Here is an 18,675-nt window from a genome sequence, read left to right on the forward strand (position 1 = left end):
ATTTCACCCATGGAGTTTTAAATGTTTGCCTCGTTGCCGTTGACCGCCCTGCGGGCCTTCGAATCCGCCTCGCGCCTGCTGAGTTTCAAGGCTGCCGCCGAAGAGCTGTCCGTGACGCCGACGGCGGTTTCCCACCAGATCCGCTCCCTGGAAAACTGGCTCGGCGTGCCGCTGTTCGAACGACTGCCACGCCAGGTGCGCCTGACCGAGTGCGGCGAACGGCTATTCCGTAGCCTGCATGGCGCCCTGCTGGAGGTGGCACAAAGCGTCGATACCTTGCGCCCGCAACGCAGCGGCACGAGCCTGACGATCTCCACCACCGCCGCTTTCGCCGCCCTTTGGCTGGTGCCGCGGCTGGGACGGTTTTATGCCCGGCATCCGCACATCAGCGTGCGGCTGGACACTCACTGCGAAGTCATCGATTTGCATCAGGACGCCAGCGTCGATCTGGTGCTGCGCTACAGCCAAGACGACTACCCGAACCTGTATGGGTTGTGCCTGTTCGACGAGTCCTTCGGGGTTTATGGCTCGCCTGAACAAGTGGCCCTGGCGACCCGTCGGGTACCCACCCTGATCAGCGTGCAGTGGCATAACTCCAAACTGTATGCCCACGGCTGGGAAGCCTGGTGCGCGCAATCCGGCGAAACCTGGCTGGCCGGACAGCCAGCGGTGCGTGAATACGACGAAGAGCATTACGCCCTGCAAGCCGCCATTGCCGGGCAAGGTTTGGTGCTGGCGAGCAATATTTTGGTGTCGGAGAGTGTGGCCAGCGGCTTATTGCTGCCTTACCGGGGTGAGATTCAGGTCGACGGGGCCGGATACAGCGCACTGTGCGTTCCAGGGCGCGAACGGCATCCGCCGGTGCGGGCGTTTTTTGCGTGGTTGCAGGAGGAAGCTCGATTGTCTGGTCTATTGCCAAGATCGAAGCCCGCGGCAGCTCCTGCAGGGGAACGCGTTCCAATGTAGCGGCCGCAGGCTGAGATCTTTTGATCTACCGGGTGGGCTTGACCGTCACCGGCGCCTTGCCCGCCTTCATCTGCTCCAGCAACGGCGCACATTGATTCGGCTCGCCAGCACTCGGCGCGATCAGCGCCAGCAAACCCGCCGCCGGCGCGGCAATCACACCCAACGCCACCATCCCGGCCCCGCGCAGCATCAGCGGCACCGCTTTCACCCCCGCATCCGGCTTGATGAACTTACCCCGCACATACAGTGGCGAACGCAACGAAATCAAGCGCCAGCCCTTGGATTCCGGGCTGATGGTCAGGTCCAGTTGCTCGGTCGCCATGTTCGCCGTGCCATCGATGTAGACAATCGCGTTCTCGGTATCGAAGACGAACAACTGCGTGGTCGCCAGACCGCTCTTGATGTCGAAATTGGCCGCCGCGCAGTTGATCTTCACTTCCTTGTCGCCAAAGATTTTCCCGACCACATAGTTGCCGACATTGAGCCCGGCCAGCTCCATCAGCTCGCGACTGATGGCGCCATCATTGATCAGCATCTTCAAATTGCCGTCGGCAGTGCCCAGCAGCTTGGCCACCGAGTTGCCACGACCGGTAAGGTCGGCGTCGCCATTGAGCTCACCGAAACTGGTTTTCATCCGTTCAATGGACGGGAACAACTGTTTGAGCTTGAACTTGCGCGCGGTCAGTTTGGCCCGGCCTTCCAATGGCTCGGCGCGCCCGTTCAGACGAATCTGCGCATCCAGATTGCCGCCCGCCACGCCGAAACGCAGGGGCTCGAGACTGAGCACACCATCCGTCAGCACCAAATGGGTGTAGAGGTCGTTGAACGGCAGTTTTTCGCTGTGGACAATGCGCTTGCCAGTGAACTCGACGTCAGCGTCCATATCGCGCCAGCGCTCGGTCTTGAATTCCTCGACCGGCAGAATCTTGTCCGCCGGCTGTTTGCTTTCACCGCCGCGGGCCTTTTGCTTGGCATTGGAGTCGGCGCCGATCAGTGGGGCCAGGTCGGCAAACAACAGTTGATTGGACTCCACCGCCCCGCTGAGCTTGGGCCGCGGTTGACTCGCGACATAAGCCAGGTTGCCATGGATATCGCTCTCGCCGATCTTGCCGTTGAAGTCCTCATAGCGGTACACCGCCCCGCCCGACTCATGCAACTTGGCGGTCAAATGCCCATCCGTGGCGTACGGCGGGGTATCCGGCAGGGTCACGCCGATCAGCGGATAGAGATTGCCCAGGCTGGCACCGGCCAGTTTCAGGCGCAGATCCAGGGCGCCGAGGTTCAATGGGTCGGTGAGCGTGCCGGCCAGTTCGACGCTGGTGTCGGCAATCTTCATTTGCGCATGAAGCGGGAACGGCTTGGCGGCATCCTGTAGGGCCAGCAAACCACCGATTTTGCCTTGGCCGGCCAGATTCTGGCCGTGGTATTGGCCTTTGACCTTCAACGCGAACGCGTAATCCTGCGGCGAACCGCCCTTCTCAAGCGCGGTTTTCGCCGCTTTGTCGCCGACGATGTCACTGAACGGAATCGGCTTGCCCAGCGGATCGATAAGCAAGTCGAGGCGGGTTTTCAGGCTCTGGTCGTCGAGCGTGACATGGCCCTTGTCGAAGCCGATGGCACCGATGTCCAGCACCCAGTTAGAAGGCTCGGCATTCGGATCCTTGGGGTCGAACTTGAATGTCCAGTTGGCGCGGCCGTCGGCAAGACGCTGCAGGTCGGCATTGGGCTCGGTCAGGTCGATACGCGGGATCGTCACCCGCTGTGTCAGCAAGGCCAGCGGTGAAATACGCAGCTCGACGCGTTTGAGGGTGGCCATCTGCGGTTGCTTCGACCAGTCCGGGTTGCCCAGGCTCAGGTCCTCGGCCACCACATGCGGCCACGGTACCCAGGCCCGCCAGCCGCCTTCGTCGGGCTCGCGCTGCCAGACCACCGCGAGGTTGCCATTGATGGCGAACGGACGATGCAGTTCTTCGGAGACTTTGGCGTTAAGGGGCGGTTTGATCCGGTTCCAATCGAAGAACGCGATGATCAACACCAGGACGGCCAGCAGCACAACGAGGCTGGCGGAGGTCCAGGCAAGCATTTTACGAGTGCGCGTCATTGCACAGAGCTCCTGAATACGACTGAGCGCCCTGACAGCGACGCACTGATGAAACGTTAGGCCAGAACCGGCCTGCCATGAAATGTACGACTGGAAAACGGCCCGCAGGTTTAACCCGAAGGCCGATTCGAACGCAAATAGCCGTCTCGCCCCTCCCTTTTCAGCGTTACCGACCCCGCACTTTTGCGAGGCGAAAATGAGTCGAAAATACCCACCTCAGTGCAAAAACGTTCGCCGGAAACGCCCGTTCTAGAGCCGCTCGGCCAAACAATCAATTCCGTTGATTATTACCATTGCGTTTATGAACTTTTATATCGACTTATCGAGAGTAGCATTGACCTCGTACCCACTTTATCGCCCTCCCAAGGAGCAACCCATCATGAAACGCGAATTACTGCTTAGCCTGACCCTCTCAATGTTAGCCAGCACCGCTTTTGCTCTGCCGGCTGCCGATCAGGCCACTCCACAAGTCAAAGACAGCCACTCGGTGTTCAGCCAGACCGTTGCCGATGGTGCCAACGGTAACGAGCGCCTGAAAGAAAAAGGCCTGATCACCCAGGATGGCTCGGATCGCACTCCACAGGGCCAAACCCTGGCTGCTGACGGTACCGACCGTACCCCACAAGGCCAAACTCTGGCGGCTGACGGTACCGACCGTACCCCACAAGGCCAAACCCTGGCGGCTGACGGTACTGACCGTACCCCACAAGGCCAAACCCTGGCGGCTGACGGTACTGACCGCACTCCACAAGGCCAAACCCTGGCTGCTGACGGTGCCGACCGCACTCCACAAGGCCAAACCCTGGCTGCTGACGGTGCCGACCGCACTCCACAAGGCCAAACCCTGGCTGCTGACGGTGCCGACCGCACTCCACAAGGCCAAACCCTGGCGGCTGACGGTGCCGACCGCACTCCACAAGGCCAAACCCTTGCTGAAGGTGGTGGTGACCGTGTGATCGAACGCAACAGCGCTGTGAGCTAAGCCCATGGCGGCCTGGAAAAAAAGCCCAATCCCCGGATTGGGCTTTTGACTTTATAGAAGCTGCGTTTTCCCCGCGTGATCCCCCCGACAGTCCGTTCGACGCCAGCGAAGCCGATTTGCTAGAGTGCGCCGCTGTCCCTGTCCAGAAAACACCCTTGCGATGCTGCCCCGCGCCGAACAGAAACAACAGACCCGCAACGCCCTGATGGACGCTGCCCGCCACCTGATGGAAAGCGGCCGAGGATTCGGCAGCTTGAGCCTGCGTGAAGTGACGCGAACCGCCGGGATCGTGCCCACTGGTTTCTACCGGCACTTCGCCGACATGGACGAATTGGGCCTGGCGCTGGTGTGCGAAGTCGGCCAGACCTTCCGCGAAACCATCCGCCTGGTGCGCCATAACGAGTTCGTCATGGGCGGTATTATCGATGCCTCGGTGCGGATCTTTCTCGACGTGGTCACGGCCAATCGCTCGCAGTTCCTGTTTCTTGCCCGAGAGCAGTACGGCGGCTCGCTGCCGGTGCGCCAGGCCATCGGCCGCCTGCGCGAGGACATCAGCTCGGACCTGGCGGCCGATTTGTCGCTGATGCCCAAACTGCAGCATCTGGACATCGCCGGCCTGAGCGTCATGGCCGATCTGATCGTCAAAAGCGTGTTCGCGACCCTGCCGGACATCATCGATCCGCCGGCCGAAGCATTGCCCGAGCACCTGACACCCCAGGCGAAAATTACCCAGCAGTTGCGGTTTATCTTTATCGGGCTGAAGCATTGGCAGGGACTCGGAAGTACCGAGTAACCCGTTAGAAAAAGATCGCAGCCTTCGGCGGAAGGCTGCGATCTTTTTTTGTGCGCTGCAAATTGGTGCTCAAACACCCGCTACGCACCAACTTCAATCAAAGTCCTGCAACATTGTGAGTCTCCCCCGTCGCTCTGACAGGCATTTCCTACCTCTCACCCGATTGGCAAGCCCCTTGCTCTAGCCTGAACATTGTTCATTGCTGGAAGCCTTCCGATGCTGGTGATTCATCGCAGAATCGACCCTCAACCCGTCTGGGCCGCCGAGTTGCACCTGACCTTCGAAGCCAGGAGCAAAAGTCGCTTGCGCTGTTTCAGTGCCGAGGGTGAAGACGTCGGCTTGTTTCTGGAGCGCGGCCAGCCGCCGCTGCATGACGGCGAATGCCTGCAAGCCGAAGACGGGCGCGTCGTTCGCGTCTGTGCTCGCCCCGAACAACTGCTGCACGTCACCTGCGCCAATGCGTTCGAACTGACCCGCGCCGCCTATCATCTGGGCAATCGCCACGTGGCCCTGCAAGTCGGCGACGGCTGGTTGCGCCTGCTCGATGATTACGTGCTCAAGGCCATGCTCGAACAGCTTGGCGCCAAGGCCGAGAACATCGAAGCGCCGTTCCAGCCGGAACACGGTGCCTACGGTGGCGGCCATCACCACTCGCGCCACGGTGACGAGGACTTCAACTACCCGCCGAAACTGCACCAGTTCGGCGTGCGCTTATGAACCCCGCCTGGGCGCTGCTGCGCCTGGCCAGCCCGCAGCTGCCAATTGGCGGCTACAGCTATTCCCAGGGCCTGGAAATGGCGGTGGATAACGGCCGGGTCAATGATCCCGACAGCGCGCGACGCTGGATCAGCGATCAATTACTGCTGAACCTGGCGCGTTTCGAAGCACCGCTACTGCTCGCCCATTGCACCGCCGCAGCCGAAGAAAACTGGGCCGAGTTGCTGCAACGCTGCGAAGAGCATCGCGCCAGCCGCGAAACACGTGAGCTGCATCAGGAGAGCCGGCAGATGGGCTATTCGCTGCAGCAGCTGCTCAACGGCTTGCCGGAGCTGGATGAGCCTGCTCGCGCCTTTCTCGAGCAACGCCCTGAACCGCACTTGGCTCTCGGCTGGGCGCTGGCGGCTCGCGCCTGGAACATCAACCCGCAAGATGCGCTGGCCGCCTGGCTCTGGAGCTGGCTGGAAAACCAACTGGCGGTGTTGATGAAAACCCTGCCGTTGGGCCAGCAAGCCGCACAACGCCTGACCAGCGAACTGCTGCCGTTGCTGCAACAGGCGCAGCAAGACGCCAGCCGAATCAATCTCGAACACGTTGGCAGCGCCGCTTTCGGTCTGTCCCTGGCGTGCATGGCCCATGAGCGCCAGTACAGCCGTCTGTTCCGTTCCTAGGGCCTTTTAGTTTGGAGAATCACATGAACACACAACCCCTGCGCGTCGGCATCGGCGGCCCGGTCGGCTCCGGCAAAACCGCCTTGACCCTGGCCCTGTGCCTGGCCCTGCGCGAACGCTACAACCTGGCCGTCGTGACCAACGACATCTATACCCGCGAAGACGCTGACTTTCTGGTGCGCAACGAAGCCTTGGCGCCGGAGCGGATCATCGGCGTGGAAACCGGCGGCTGCCCGCACACGGCGATCCGCGAAGACGCCTCGATCAACCTCGAAGCCGTGGACCAACTGAACCGGCGCTTTCCGGGGCTGGATCTGATCCTGGTGGAATCCGGCGGCGACAACCTCTCGGCGACCTTCAGCCCGGAGCTGTCCGACCTGACCATTTACGTGATCGATGTCTCCGCCGGCGACAAGCTGCCGCGCAAGGGTGGCCCCGGCATCTGCAAATCCGACCTGCTGGTGATCAACAAGATCGACCTGGCGCCGCTGGTAGGCGCGTCGCTGGAGATGATGGACAGCGACACCCAACGCATGCGCAACGGCAAGCCGTTTGTCTTCAGCAACCAGAAAACCGGCCAGGGTCTTGAAGAAATCATCGCCTTTATCGAACGCCAGGGCCTGCTGACTGCGGCCTGATCACACTTATCAACAAGGAAGCTTATCCATGACACTGAAACGCATTCTGGGCGCCATGGCCCTGCTGCTGACCCCAGCCATTGCCTTCGCCCACCCGGGCCATGGCGACAACGGCTTGATCGCCGGCATCAGCCACCCGATCGGCGGCCTCGATCACTTGCTGGCGATGGTTGCCGTGGGGTTGTGGGCGGCGCAGCAGAAAGGCGCTGCGCGCTGGGCCCTGCCGTGCACATTCGTGGGCACCATGTTGATCGGCGGCTTGCTGGGTTTTGAAGGACTGAACCTGCCGGCGCTGGAAAGCGGGATTGCGGCATCGGTATTGGCGCTGGGCCTGGCGGTGGCGTTGGCAGTGCGTCCGCCGCTGAGCCTGGCGGTGGCGGCGACCGCGTTGTTCGCGCTGTTTCATGGCGTGGCGCATGGTCTGGAATTGCCGGACATGTCCAGTCCCTGGGCGTATGCCGCAGGGTTTGTGGCAGCGACAGCGGCGTTGCATGCCGCGGGTTATGCGATGGTTCGCGTCTTGCCTCAGGCCGCGGCACCATTGGTTCGGCTGGCGGGTGCGGCGTCGGCGGCAACCGGAGTCTGGTTGCTCGCGGGTTGATTCTCTAGCGTCTGAACTGGCCCCTTCGCGATCCGACTTGCCCGCGAAGGCGGCCTGACAGACACCGCATCTCTAAGGCCTGCTAACATGTCGCGCAATTAACCCTGCCGTGACGACGCCAGCCAATGCCGCATGTTTCCCGCTCTGCCTCCCAGCCTGAATTGACCGCCCTGTTCGCCTCAGTGCATCAGCACTTCCAGGACGTGATCGTGCCGCTCTGGCAGGGCCCCGGCTGGAACGCCGACATGGCGTTGCCTTATGAGGCGCTGGATGCCGAGCATAAACCGCTGCCCCCTCAGCGCTACCGGGCCATGGCCTGCGCGCGGCAGCTGTATTTGTTCTCCAGCCTGATCGGCCAGGTGCCCAAGGCTGAAGAGCGCGCGGCGGCGCTGTTTCGTTCCTTGCAACGGCATTTCCACGATGCCGAGCATGGCGGCTGGTTCTACAGCATCGACCCGCAAGGTACGCCGCTGGACCAGCGCAAAGACCTCTACACCCACGCCTTCATCCTGTTCGCTTGCGCCCATTATTGGGACAAGGTTCGCGAACCGCTGGTGGAGTCGGTACTCAATGCCGCGCTGGAAGTGGTGGCGCAGCGTTTCGCCACGGGCGACGGCCTGTACGAAGCCAGCCTGGACCGTGATTGGTCCTCGCTCGACTCCGGGCCATTGCAGAACCCGCTGATGCATTTGGCCGAAGCCTTCCTCGCCACCCTGTCGGTGCGCGAAGACGCGGCTGTGCAGAACGCACTCATCGAGTTATGCACAGCCATGCAAAAGCGTTTCATCGACCCGCGACATGCGGTGTTGATGGAGAAGCCGCTGGGAGCTGTGGATAACTGGTTCGAGCCGGGCCATCAGTTCGAATGGTATTTCCTGCTGCAATCCTCGCCATTGCTGCGCGGCTCGACACTGCATGCCTCGCTGGAGCGCGCGTTTGCGTTCACCGAGCAACGGGGTGTCGATCAGCAGACCGGTGCCGTGCGAGCGATGCTGGAACTGGATGATCACCCTCGTGACGCAACCCAACGCATCTGGGCTCAAGCCGAATACCTGCGCGCCCTGACCTTGCGCCCGGACAGCGAAGCATCGGTGCAACGCCAATTGCAGGCGTTGCAACAAAGCTTTCTGCATGCGGGCGGTTGGTATGAGTGTCGCGATGAGCAGGGCGAAGTGAGCCGCAAGGACATGCCTTCGACCACGCCTTATCACTTGGCAACCTGCTATCGCGGGCTGGCCGAGTATTTGCGCTGACTGAAAAATTGTTTTCGCGGGCAAGCCTCGCTCCTACAGGTTTTATGTTGAATCGCGACTCTGCGAACAACACATAATCCGTAGGAGCGAGGCTTGCCCGCGAACAGCCGTTACTCGGTCTTACACCTTGGCATTACGCTCAATGGCAAACCCACTCCAGGTCTGGCTCACCGGCATCAGCTCAAGGCTGTTGATGTTGATGTGGGCCGGTGCGTTGAGCACCCAGAAAATGGTCTCGGCGATGTCTTGCGGCTGGATCGGGTCGGCACCGGCGTAAGTGGCGTTGTAACGCTCCTGGTCACCGGCGAAACGCACCAGCGAGAACTCGCTCTCGCACAGGCCCGGCTCGATGTTGCTGACCCGCACGCCCGTACCTTGCAGGTCGCAGCGCAGGTTCAGGGAGAACTGTTTGACGAACGCCTTGCTCGCGCCATACACGTGGCTGCCCGGGTACGGGTAGTTGCCGGCGATGGAGCCGAGGTTGACGATGCTGGCGCCACGACCATGAGCGATCAAACGTGGCAGCAACAGGCGGGTGCTGTACATCAGGCCTTTGATGTTGGTGTCGACCATGGTGTCCCAATCATCGAGATTGCACTTGGGCGCCGGGTCCACACCCAGGGCCAGGCCGGCGTTGTTGATCAGCCCGCGCAGCTTGGCGAAGGATGGCGGCAGGTTGGCAATCGCCTCCTCCATGGCCTTGCGGTCCCGTACGTCGAGCACCAGGCCATGGACCTCGGTCTGTTTCGACAACTCGGCGCACAGGGCATTGAGGCGCTCTTCACGACGACCTGTCAGCACCAGTTTCCAGCCGGCCTCGGCAAAACGACGGGCACAGGCTTCACCAAAACCGGAGGTCGCGCCGGTAATAAACAGGGTGTTGGACATCGTGTTCTCCTTGCGTCGGCTGACAGTCAGCCCTTGGAATAGAAAATCAACCGGCAGCATGCCCGGCCTTTTCCACAGCGGCAACCATGGCAAAAACCGTACAAAAAATGATCAATGCTGGCAACACCCCATGCCCCGTGGCTTGCAGCCATGTACGCGCACCTTATCCACAGGCCGGTCCACAGTTTCCGGGGGCAAGTGGAAAAGCTGCAAGCCGCTATCCACAAGGCTTTGCGGGCATATTTGAAAGTTTTTTGCTTGACCCTGAGGCATCCGCTGTGTAGTCCAGGGCAACTTGCACGACTGAGCGGTCATAGCGACGATGGCGCCAAGCCAGCAACCACGGCCCTCAGCCGAGTCTTTCCAGAGTTTAACCACAGACTTATCCACAGGCTTGTCCACCTCGGCTCACACCGGCTTCGCTCATAACAAAAAGGTTGACAATGCCCACTTCAGGTTCGCCAAAAGCACCTGATCAAAAAACAGCCATCCCTCTGAAAGCCACGTATTCAAAGGCTTACAGCCAGCTACTCCCACGTTATTCACAGCCAGCTCCACAGCAAACGGGGACAAGTCAAAACCGTGACAAAACAGCAATTTGCAGCGGCTTTATGTCGCGCTTTGAGAGGTCATGAATATTGTTTTCCACAATTTCCCTTTACCTCAAACCACAGCCTCGTGTAGGGATTGTGCGGGCATAAAAAAACGCCCTGAGTTCGTCAGGGCGTTTTCCAGGCTCTTCGGTTTAGTGCCCGCCGAGATAGGCGTTACGCACCTCCTCGTTCACCAGCAGCTCCTTGCCGGTGCCGGTGAGGCGGATCTGCCCGTTGACCATCACGTACGCCCGGTCCGACAGCTTGAGGGCGTGGTTGGCGTTCTGCTCCACCAAAAAGATGGTCATGCCCGTCTTGGCCAGTTCCCGCAGGGTCGCGAAGATCTGTTTCACCACAATCGGCGCCAGCCCCAGGCTCGGCTCATCGAGCAGCAACAGCTTGGGGCGGCTCATCAACGCCCGGGCAATGGCGAGCATTTGCTGCTCGCCACCAGACATGGTCATGGCCCGCTGATTACGCCGTTCCTTGAGCCGCGGAAACAGCTCGAACATGCGCTCCATGTCCTCGGCGGCGTACTTGTCACCGATCGGGATGGTGCCCATCAGCAGGTTTTCCTCGACGGTCATGTCGGGGAACACCCGACGGCCTTCCGGCGACTGAGCGATACCGTTGGAGGCGATGTAGTGGGACGACTTGTGAGTGATATCCACACCCTGATAGACGATTTGCCCGTCAGTCGCCCGTGGCTGACCGAAAATCGACATCAGCAGGGTCGACTTGCCGGCACCGTTGGAGCCGATCAGGCTGACGGTCTCCCCTTCATTGATGTGCAACGAGACTTTCTTCAGGGCCTGGATCGGTCCGTAGAACACGTCGATATCTTTCAGTTCGAGGATCGGTTGACTCATACCAGTTCCTCTTCGTCGGCGCCCAGGTAGGCGGCAATCACTTTCGGATCGTGTCGGATCGCATCAGGCCCGCCCTCGGCGATGACAACGCCGTGGTCCAGCACCACGATGTGGTCGGAAATGCTCATGACCATGCCCATGTCGTGCTCGATCAACACCACGGTCAGATCATGCTCGTCACGCAGCAGCCGGATCATCGCGCTCAGCGCTTCGGTTTCCTGAGGGTTGAGACCGGCGGCCGGTTCGTCGAGGCAGATGATCTGCGGCCGGGTACACATGGCCCGGGCGATCTCCAGACGGCGTTGCTGACCATAGGACAGTTCACCGGCCAGACGGTTGGCGCAGTCCACCAGGTCCACCACTTCCAGCCAGTAGAAGGCGTGGTCCAGTGCATCGCTTTCGGCCTTGCGATAACCCTTGGTGTTGAGGATGCCGGCCAGCATGCCGCGGTTGACCCACATGTGCTGGGCTACCAGCAGGTTTTCCAGTACCGACATCTCCTTGAACAGGCGAATGTTCTGGAAAGTCCGCGCCAGACCGGCACGGTTGATCAGGTGCGTGCCACCGAACATCTTGTAGTGGAGCCGGCTGATGAAGCTTTTCGGCGAAACGAAATCGGTTGCCTTGAACGGCTCTCCGAGCATTTTGATGACGTTGGTCTTCACCCCACGGGTGTTGAGCTCGATATGCCCGCCGGACGCTTTATAGAACCCGGTCAAGCAGTTGAACACAGTGGTCTTGCCCGCGCCGTTGGGGCCGATCAACGCGAAGATCGAGTTGCGCTTGACCTTCAGGCTGACGTCACTCAACGCCTTGATGCCACCGAAGTGCATCATCAGGTTCTCGACCGAGAGTACGACTTCACTCATGGCGCTACTCCTTTACGCGGGGTCACACCGGTACGGCTGATCCGGATCAGGCCGCGCGGTCGCCAAATCATCATCAACACCATCAGGATGCCGAACAGCAGCACGCGATATTCAGCGAAGCCGCGCAGCAGTTCCGGGGCGACGGTCAACACGAATGCTGCCATCACCACGCCGATGGTCGAACCCATGCCGCCAAGTACCACGATGGCGAGGATCAATGCCGATTCGAAGAAGGTGAACGAGGTCGGGTTCACAAAGCCCTGATAGGTCGCGAAGAACACGCCGGCCAGGCCCGCCGTCGATGCGCCGATGGTGAACGCCGACAGTTTGACCAGTACGTGATTCAGACCCATGGAGCGACAGGCGATTTCGTCTTCACGCAAAGCTTCCCATGCGCGACCGACCGGCATGCGGGTCAAGCGATGCTTGATGTACAGCACGGCCAGCACCACCAGGAACAACACCGCATAAATGAAGTAGTACTTCACGTCCGGGTTGTAGGCGATGCCGAAGAACTCATGAAAAGGTACCCCGCCGTCCTTTGCCCGCTTTCCGAATTCGAGACCGAAGAAAGTTGGCAACGGCGCCGCCATGCCATTCGGGCCACCGGTCAGGGACAACCAGTTGTTGAGGATCAATCGGATGATTTCACCAAAGCCCAGGGTCACGATTGCCAGATAGTCGCCGTGCAGACGCAGCACCGGGAAACCCAGGATGCACCCCGCCAGCCCGGCAGTGATCGCCGCCAAAGGCAGCACCGTCCAGAAGCCCAGCCCCAGATATTGGTAACCGAGCGCCAGGCCGTAGGCACCGATGGCATAGAACGCCACATAACCCAGGTCGAGCAGGCCGGCCAGGCCGACCACGATGTTCAGGCCCAGGCCCAGCAGCACGTAGATCAACCCAAGGATGACCACGCCCAACAGGTAAGAGTTGGAGAAGAACGGGAATACCACGGCGACAACGATCACCAGCGGGACGACCCAGCGCAACCGGGATTTGTAATCAGGCGCCAGAACATGAACCCCGGAACCGGTGCTCTCGAAGCCTTCGAGAATTCTCAGGCCTTTGGGGGTTTGCAAGAATAGGCTCAGGGCAAAGCGGCCAGCCATAACGATGGCGACTATCCATGCCACGCGCGTCGGCTGCAGGTTGAAGCCGTAGCCGTCGAGGACCACACCAACAATCGGGCCGAACACAATCAGGGCGATGAGGCCGGCAAGAATCGCGTCAACCAGGCTTTTTTTGACATCAATGGTTTTAGTGGTTGAAGACATCGCTTACACCTTCGACACAAGAGGACGGCCAAGCAGGCCTTGAGGCCGAAAGACCAGAACAAGAACGAGCAGCGAGAAGCTGAAAACGTCTTTGTAATCCGAGTTGACCAGCCCCGAGAACAGCGACTCGGAGATCCCGAGAATGATCCCCCCCAGCATGGCGCCGGGCAGTGAGCCGATCCCGCCGAGCACTGCCGCGGTGAACGCCTTGATCCCGATGACAAAGCCTGCGTAGAAGTCGAACGTGCCGTAGTTCATGGTGATCAGCACACCGGCCAGGGCCGCCATCGCCGCACCGATGATGAACACGTAGGAAATCACCCGATCGGTGTTGATCCCCAGGATCGAAGCCATCTTGCGGTCTTGCTGGGTGGCGCGGCACATGCGGCCGAGTTTGGTGTACTTGATGACATAGGTCAGCAAGCCCATGCCGACGAATGCGGCAACCAGAATGAAGATTTTGGTGTAGGTGAGTTGAACGAAGCCGCTCCCGACTTCAACTCGCCATGCACCGGTCAGCAGTGTTGGTACACCCTGTTGACGGGCACCCTGACTGATCTGTGCATAATTTTGCAGGATCAGGGAAATACCGATGGCGCTGATCAGCGGTGCCAGTCGGGTGGAGTTGCGCAGCGGTTTGTAAGCGACACGCTCAATGACCCAGCCATACACCGCGGTGACGATGATGGTGAAAACCAGGGTGCCGAGCATCAGCAGCGGGAAGGATTCAATACCGAAGTAAGCCAGCAGAGCCAGACTGATCGCCGCGAGGTACGCAGAGATCATGTAAACCTCGCCATGGGCGAAGTTGATCATGCCGATGATGCCATAGACCATTGTGTAGCCGATGGCGATCAGGCCATAGACCGACCCGAGGGTCAGGCCGTTGACCAGTTGCTGCAGGAAAATACCATCCATAACGCAATCTCACGCACTTGAGAGACTGCACAGAAGCCGGGTGCGACGGACCGGGGTTCAGCCGCCGGCGCAACTCGGTTGTGTGCAGCTCTACGAGAAAAGACAGGTACTGCACGGACATGTTTCAGGACTGCCCGGCGCGCAAGGCGCCGGGCAGATCAACCGCTCATATCACTTCTGTTTTTCCAGCTGGTGGTATTTGCCGTCCTTGTCCCACTTGTAAACCACGTAGTCGGAGACTTTCAGGTCGCCCTTGCTGTCCCAGGTCTTCTCGCCCATGACGGTCTTGACCGGGTTGGCTTTCAGCCATTTGGCAGCGTCTTCGCCCTTGTTGGATTTGGCGCCATTGAACGCTGCGGCCAGGGTCTGGACCGAAGCGTAAGCGTACAAGGTGTAGCCTTCAGGTTCGGTGCCGGCCTTGCGGAAGGCGTCTACCACGGTCTTGCTGTCTGGCAGCAGACGTGGGTCGGCGCCGAAGGTCATCAGTACGCCATCAACGTTCTGTGGGCCACCGGCGGTGGTCACCAGTTCGTCAGTCACGATGCCGTCATCGGACATGAACTTGACGTCTTTGAGGCCCTGTTCACGCAGTTGCCGAACCAGTGGACCGGCTTCCGGGTGCAAGCCGCCGAAGTAGACCACGTCGGCACCGGCCGCACGGATCTTGGTGACGACGGCGCTGAAGTCTTTCTCGCCGCGAGTCAGGCCTTCATACAGCACTGGCGTTACGCCGCGCTTGATCAGTTGAGCCTTGGTGGCATCTGCCAAGCCTTGGCCATAGGTGTCCTTGTCGTGCAGCACGGCGACTTTCTTGCCCTTGAGCACGTCGACGATATAGTCGCCAGCCACGATACCTTGCTGGTCGTCACGCCCGCACATGCGGAACATGGCACTCAGGCCGCGCTCGGTCACCTTGGGGTTGGTGGAACCTGGGGTGATCGTGATGATGCCGGCTTCATCGTAGATCTCGGAGGCAGGGATGGTCGACGAGGAGCAGAAGTGACCTACCACACCAACGACTTTCTTTTCAGTCAGGTCTTTGGCGACCGTCACAGCCTGCTTCGGCTCGCAGGCGTCATCGCCTTTGACCAGTACGATTTTTTCCCCGTTGACACCGCCGGCGGCGTTGACCGCATCAGCGGCTGCCTGTGCACCCTTCATGTACTGCTCGCCAAATGCCGCGTTGGCGCCTGTCATAGGGCCGGCCACACCGATTTTCACATCAGCCTGTGCAAACGCAGAAACACCCAACGCAGCTGCCACTGCGAGGGCCAGAAAGCCTTTCTTGTAAAACGTCTGGGACATGAGGTGGTGCTCCAAGGTTTTTTTTAGTTGGCACTGCGACTTCACTGAATGCTCAGAGCAAGGGCCGTGCCATCGGTTTTTTATTCTGAAAAAAGTCGCTGCTTTCTTGTTATTTCGACTGTTTCGATCCCATTTTCATTGGGCGTGCAACCGTCTAAACCGCGGGAGGTGAAACCATTTATTTCAAAAGGCGCAACCCGCATGCGCCATCATTGCAACCGCAGCGCCAAACGATGTGCAACCTGCCTGTAACAGCCCGCGTCACCGAACTGCACACTGCCGGTGCACAACTGCTACAACCCGCACCATTACAGGCTAGCCGCTTCGCTGAAAAGCGCTGCTTCCAGCAACATATTTCAACAATCAGATCACGATCCGCAGGCACTGGCCCGCGTGATACAGCGAAAAACCGGCCTCATACAGGCAGCTTCGCAGCCCCACGCCCGCCAATGGCTGCATGGGTGCGAAGGGAATCGGCAGGGCTTGAGGATTTCCGTTACACAAGTAGTCGGCGAAGGCTTTGCCGACCACTGTGCCGGTGGTCACGCCTCGACCGTTGTAACCAGTAACGGCCACCAGACCCGGTGCCGGCTCGAACAGGCGCATCAAATGATCGGGGGTGAAGGCGATGCAACCGGTCCAGGTGCATTCCCATTCCACCGGTTTCAGGTAGGGGAAGTAATGCTGCTGAACCCGATCGGCCCAGGCTTTGAGGAACCAGGTCGGTTTCTGGTTGCCATTGCCGAGACTGCCGAGCAACAACCGCCCCTCGGCATCACGACGGATGCTGCTGAGCACTTGCCGGGTGTCCCAGGAACCCTGACCACCGGGCAGAATTTGCTGCGCGGCGTCTTCGGTCAGCGGCACCGAAGCCACTTGATAGTAATAACCGGGGAAGAAGTTGCGACGCAGCTCCGTCCAGTCGCCTTCGGTATAGGCATTGGAGGCGATCACCACCTGTTCGGCCAGCACCGAACCCTGGGCGGTCTGCACCGACCAGCGCTGGCCCTGACGTTCGAGTCGGGTCACCGGGGAATGATCGAACAACTGACCGCCAAGGCCGATAGCCGCGTTGGCCAGCCCCGTGGTGTAGGCCATCGGGTTGATCGTGCCGGCACGCCGGTCGAGCAGCGCGGCGGCGATTTTCCTGGTGCCCGTGGCTTGTTCGCAGGCAGCTCCGGTCAACAATTCCACCGGTGCCCCACGACGTTTCCATTGTTCTTCGCGACTGCGCAGGTCCGCCTCGCCACGCGCGTTGTGCGCCATGTGCAGCGTGCCTTCGCGGCGCAACTGGCAATCGATGTTGTATTTGTCGACCAGGCTGAACACCAGCGACGGCGCGGCTCCGAGCATACGGTTGAGCTGACTGCCGACCGCCTTGCCAAAACCGGCTTCGATTTCGTCCGGAGGAATCCACATCCCCGCGTTGACCAGCCCGACGTTACGCCCCGACCCGCCATGGCCGGCGCGATGCGCTTCCAGCACACAGACACTTTTGCCTTGCTCCAGCAGATGCACCGCCGCCGACAGCCCGGTGAAACCGGCACCGATGACGCAGACATCCACCGTCACCTCACCCTTGAGCGCCGCATTGTCGGGCCTTTGCGGCGTCAGTTTTTCCCACAGACACTCTTCGCGTAACGGCATTGCCAGACTCCGAAAATGAAACCTAACCAACACACCATCGATCGTTCCCGCGCAGAGCGTGGGAACGATCGATCAACAGCTTGTCGCTTGCTGCTTAATCGAACGTAATCCCCTGAGCCAACGGCAATTCCAGCGAATAGTTCACGGTGTTGGTCTGGCGGCGCATGTACCCGCGCCATGCATCGGAGCCCGACTCACGACCGCCGCCCGTTTCCTTCTCGCCGCCGAACGCGCCGCCGATTTCCGCGCCGCTCGGGCCGATGTTGACGTTGGCAATGCCGCAATCGCTGCCCACCGCCGACATGAACCGCTCGGCTTCACGCACGTCGGTGGTGAAGATGCACGACGACAGGCCTTGTGGCACGGCGTTGTTCAGGCGCAATGCCTCTTCGAAATCGGTGTAACCGATCACGTACAGAATTGGCGCGAAGGTTTCGTCGCGCACCACATCGCTTTGTTCCGGCATTTCGACGATGGCTGGTGAAACGTAGTAAGCGTTGGGGAATTTGTCTTCCAGCTGACGCTGGCCGCCAAACACCCGGCCGCCTTCGCTCAAGGCTTGCTCCAGCGCGTCCTGCATGTTGTCGAAGCTGTGTTTGTCGATCAGCGGCCCGATCAGGTTGCCTTCCAGTGGATGGCCGATGCGCACCTTGGAGTAAGCGGCTTTCAGGCGGGTGACGATTTCTTCTTTCACCGATTCGTGGGCAATCAGGCGACGCAAGGTGGTGCAACGCTGACCGGCAGTGCCGACGGCGCTAAACAGAATCGCCCGTACGGCCATGTCCAGATCGGCGCTTGGGCCGAGGATCATCGCGTTATTACCGCCCAGTTCCAGAATGCTACGGGCGAAACGTGCGGCGATTTTCGGCGCCACTTCGCGGCCCATGCGGGTGCTGCCGGTAGCGCTGATCAGCGCGACACGCGGGTCATCGACCAGGGCTTCGCCTGCATCGCGACCACCGATGATCACTTGGCTCAGGTGCGGCGGGGCGTCGCTGAAGTTCTTCAGGACACGGTCGAACAGCGCCTGACAGGCCAGCGCGGTCAGCGGGGTTTTCTCCGACGGCTTCCAGATCACCGGGTTGCCGCAGACCAGCGCCAGCGTCGCGTTCCAGGCCCAGACGGCGACCGGGAAGTTGAACGCGCTGATCACGCCGACGATGCCCAGCGGGTGCCAGGTTTCGCGCATGTGGTGGCCAGGGCGCTCGGAGGCGATGGTCAAACCGTACAACTGACGGGACAGACCGACCGCGAAGTCGCAGATGTCGATCATTTCCTGAACTTCACCCAGGCCTTCCTGAGTGATCTTGCCGGCTTCCCAGGAAACCAGCTCACCGAGATCGGCCTTGTACTCGCGCAGGATGTCGCCCAATTGACGAACCAGTTCGCCACGGCGCGGCGCCGGCACCTTGCGCCACAATTCGAACGCATGATCTGCGCGACTGATGTGCTGCTCGACTTCAGCGGCGCCTTCCCAGTTCACGGCGGCAATCCGACTACCGTCGATGGGCGAATGCACCGGCACTTTGCCGTTCTGGTACAGGGCCGGGTTCACACCAAGACGATCAAGCAATGCGGCAACCATGG

The 18,675-nt window shown here is 60.4% G+C and carries 17 protein-coding genes; 8 read left to right on the forward strand and 9 right to left on the reverse strand.

The window, feature by feature from the left end; genetic code table 11:
• Positions 1-21: 21 nt before the first annotated feature.
• A complete protein-coding gene (locus ACEN8R_RS21340; RefSeq protein ID WP_018928466.1) occupies positions 22-966 on the forward strand; it encodes a LysR substrate-binding domain-containing protein in 945 nt (314 codons plus the stop codon).
• A 25-nt stretch (positions 967-991) separates the two neighbouring features.
• On the opposite strand, the gene ACEN8R_RS21345 is transcribed toward ACEN8R_RS21340, so the two are convergent.
• Positions 992-3,067, reverse strand: coding sequence for an AsmA family protein (locus tag ACEN8R_RS21345; RefSeq protein ID WP_064616035.1), 2,076 nt, complete (start codon positions 3,065-3,067; stop codon positions 992-994).
• Positions 3,068-3,446: 379 nt separating this feature from the next.
• Between ACEN8R_RS21345 and ACEN8R_RS21350 the strand changes: the two genes are divergently transcribed.
• The 7 genes from ACEN8R_RS21350 to ACEN8R_RS21380 all read left to right on the forward strand — a co-directional run bounded on the left by ACEN8R_RS21350 (position 3,447) and on the right by ACEN8R_RS21380 (position 8,722).
• Positions 3,447-4,049, forward strand: a complete 603-nt coding sequence (locus ACEN8R_RS21350; protein ID WP_495624352.1) for a hypothetical protein — start codon at positions 3,447-3,449, stop codon at positions 4,047-4,049.
• A 160-nt stretch (positions 4,050-4,209) separates the two neighbouring features.
• Positions 4,210-4,842 (forward strand): TetR family transcriptional regulator, encoded by a 633-nt coding sequence (locus ACEN8R_RS21355; protein WP_018928469.1) that lies wholly within the window; start codon positions 4,210-4,212, stop codon positions 4,840-4,842.
• A gap of 216 nt (positions 4,843-5,058) precedes the next feature.
• On the forward strand, positions 5,059-5,559 hold the full coding sequence (gene ureE / locus ACEN8R_RS21360) for an urease accessory protein UreE (RefSeq protein WP_018928470.1): 501 nt from the start codon (positions 5,059-5,061) through the stop codon (positions 5,557-5,559).
• Positions 5,556-6,230: an urease accessory protein UreF gene (locus tag ACEN8R_RS21365; protein WP_018928471.1), complete on the forward strand. Its 675-nt coding sequence runs from the start codon at positions 5,556-5,558 to the stop codon at positions 6,228-6,230. Before ureE ends, ACEN8R_RS21365 begins: the two co-directional genes overlap by 4 nt.
• 23 nt (positions 6,231-6,253) lie before the next feature.
• Complete coding sequence (ureG, locus tag ACEN8R_RS21370; protein WP_018928472.1) at positions 6,254-6,868, forward strand: urease accessory protein UreG; 615 nt, start codon at positions 6,254-6,256, stop codon at positions 6,866-6,868.
• A gap of 28 nt (positions 6,869-6,896) precedes the next feature.
• The gene (locus tag ACEN8R_RS21375) at positions 6,897-7,469 is read left to right on the forward strand and encodes a HupE/UreJ family protein (protein WP_018928473.1); all 573 of its coding nucleotides are present in this window, start codon (positions 6,897-6,899) and stop codon (positions 7,467-7,469) included.
• A 125-nt stretch (positions 7,470-7,594) separates the two neighbouring features.
• The gene (locus tag ACEN8R_RS21380) at positions 7,595-8,722 is read left to right on the forward strand and encodes an AGE family epimerase/isomerase (RefSeq protein ID WP_018928474.1); all 1,128 of its coding nucleotides are present in this window, start codon (positions 7,595-7,597) and stop codon (positions 8,720-8,722) included.
• A gap of 120 nt (positions 8,723-8,842) precedes the next feature.
• Here the strand turns inward: ACEN8R_RS21380 and ACEN8R_RS21385 are convergent, their stop codons facing one another.
• The 8 genes from ACEN8R_RS21385 to amaB form a co-directional block, all read right to left on the reverse strand.
• The gene (locus tag ACEN8R_RS21385; protein ID WP_018928475.1) at positions 8,843-9,610 is read right to left on the reverse strand and encodes an SDR family oxidoreductase; all 768 of its coding nucleotides are present in this window, start codon (positions 9,608-9,610) and stop codon (positions 8,843-8,845) included.
• Between the two features lie 745 nt (positions 9,611-10,355).
• On the reverse strand, positions 10,356-11,072 hold the full coding sequence (locus ACEN8R_RS21390; protein WP_018928476.1) for an ABC transporter ATP-binding protein: 717 nt from the start codon (positions 11,070-11,072) through the stop codon (positions 10,356-10,358).
• Positions 11,069-11,941 carry an ABC transporter ATP-binding protein gene (locus ACEN8R_RS21395; protein WP_018928477.1) on the reverse strand — a complete coding sequence of 291 codons (873 nt, stop codon included), beginning with the start codon at positions 11,939-11,941 and terminating at the stop codon, positions 11,069-11,071. Before ACEN8R_RS21395 ends, ACEN8R_RS21390 begins: the two co-directional genes overlap by 4 nt.
• A complete protein-coding gene (gene livM / locus ACEN8R_RS21400; RefSeq protein ID WP_018928478.1) occupies positions 11,938-13,218 on the reverse strand; it encodes a high-affinity branched-chain amino acid ABC transporter permease LivM in 1,281 nt (426 codons plus the stop codon). Before livM ends, ACEN8R_RS21395 begins: the two co-directional genes overlap by 4 nt.
• A gap of 3 nt (positions 13,219-13,221) precedes the next feature.
• The gene (locus tag ACEN8R_RS21405) at positions 13,222-14,136 is read right to left on the reverse strand and encodes an ABC transporter permease subunit (RefSeq protein ID WP_007939055.1); all 915 of its coding nucleotides are present in this window, start codon (positions 14,134-14,136) and stop codon (positions 13,222-13,224) included.
• 171 nt (positions 14,137-14,307) lie between these two features.
• Positions 14,308-15,441 carry a branched-chain amino acid ABC transporter substrate-binding protein gene (locus ACEN8R_RS21410; RefSeq protein ID WP_018928479.1) on the reverse strand — a complete coding sequence of 378 codons (1,134 nt, stop codon included), beginning with the start codon at positions 15,439-15,441 and terminating at the stop codon, positions 14,308-14,310.
• Positions 15,442-15,804: 363 nt separating this feature from the next.
• Positions 15,805-17,088: an L-pipecolate oxidase gene (amaA, locus tag ACEN8R_RS21415; RefSeq protein WP_018928480.1), complete on the reverse strand. Its 1,284-nt coding sequence runs from the start codon at positions 17,086-17,088 to the stop codon at positions 15,805-15,807.
• A gap of 94 nt (positions 17,089-17,182) precedes the next feature.
• Entirely contained in the window at positions 17,183-18,673 is a 1,491-nt protein-coding gene (amaB, locus tag ACEN8R_RS21420; protein ID WP_018928481.1) for an L-piperidine-6-carboxylate dehydrogenase, read from the reverse strand.
• Between the last annotated feature and the right edge of the window lie 2 nt (positions 18,674-18,675).

The sequence above is a fragment of the Pseudomonas sp. Pseusp15 genome (assembly GCF_059492165.1).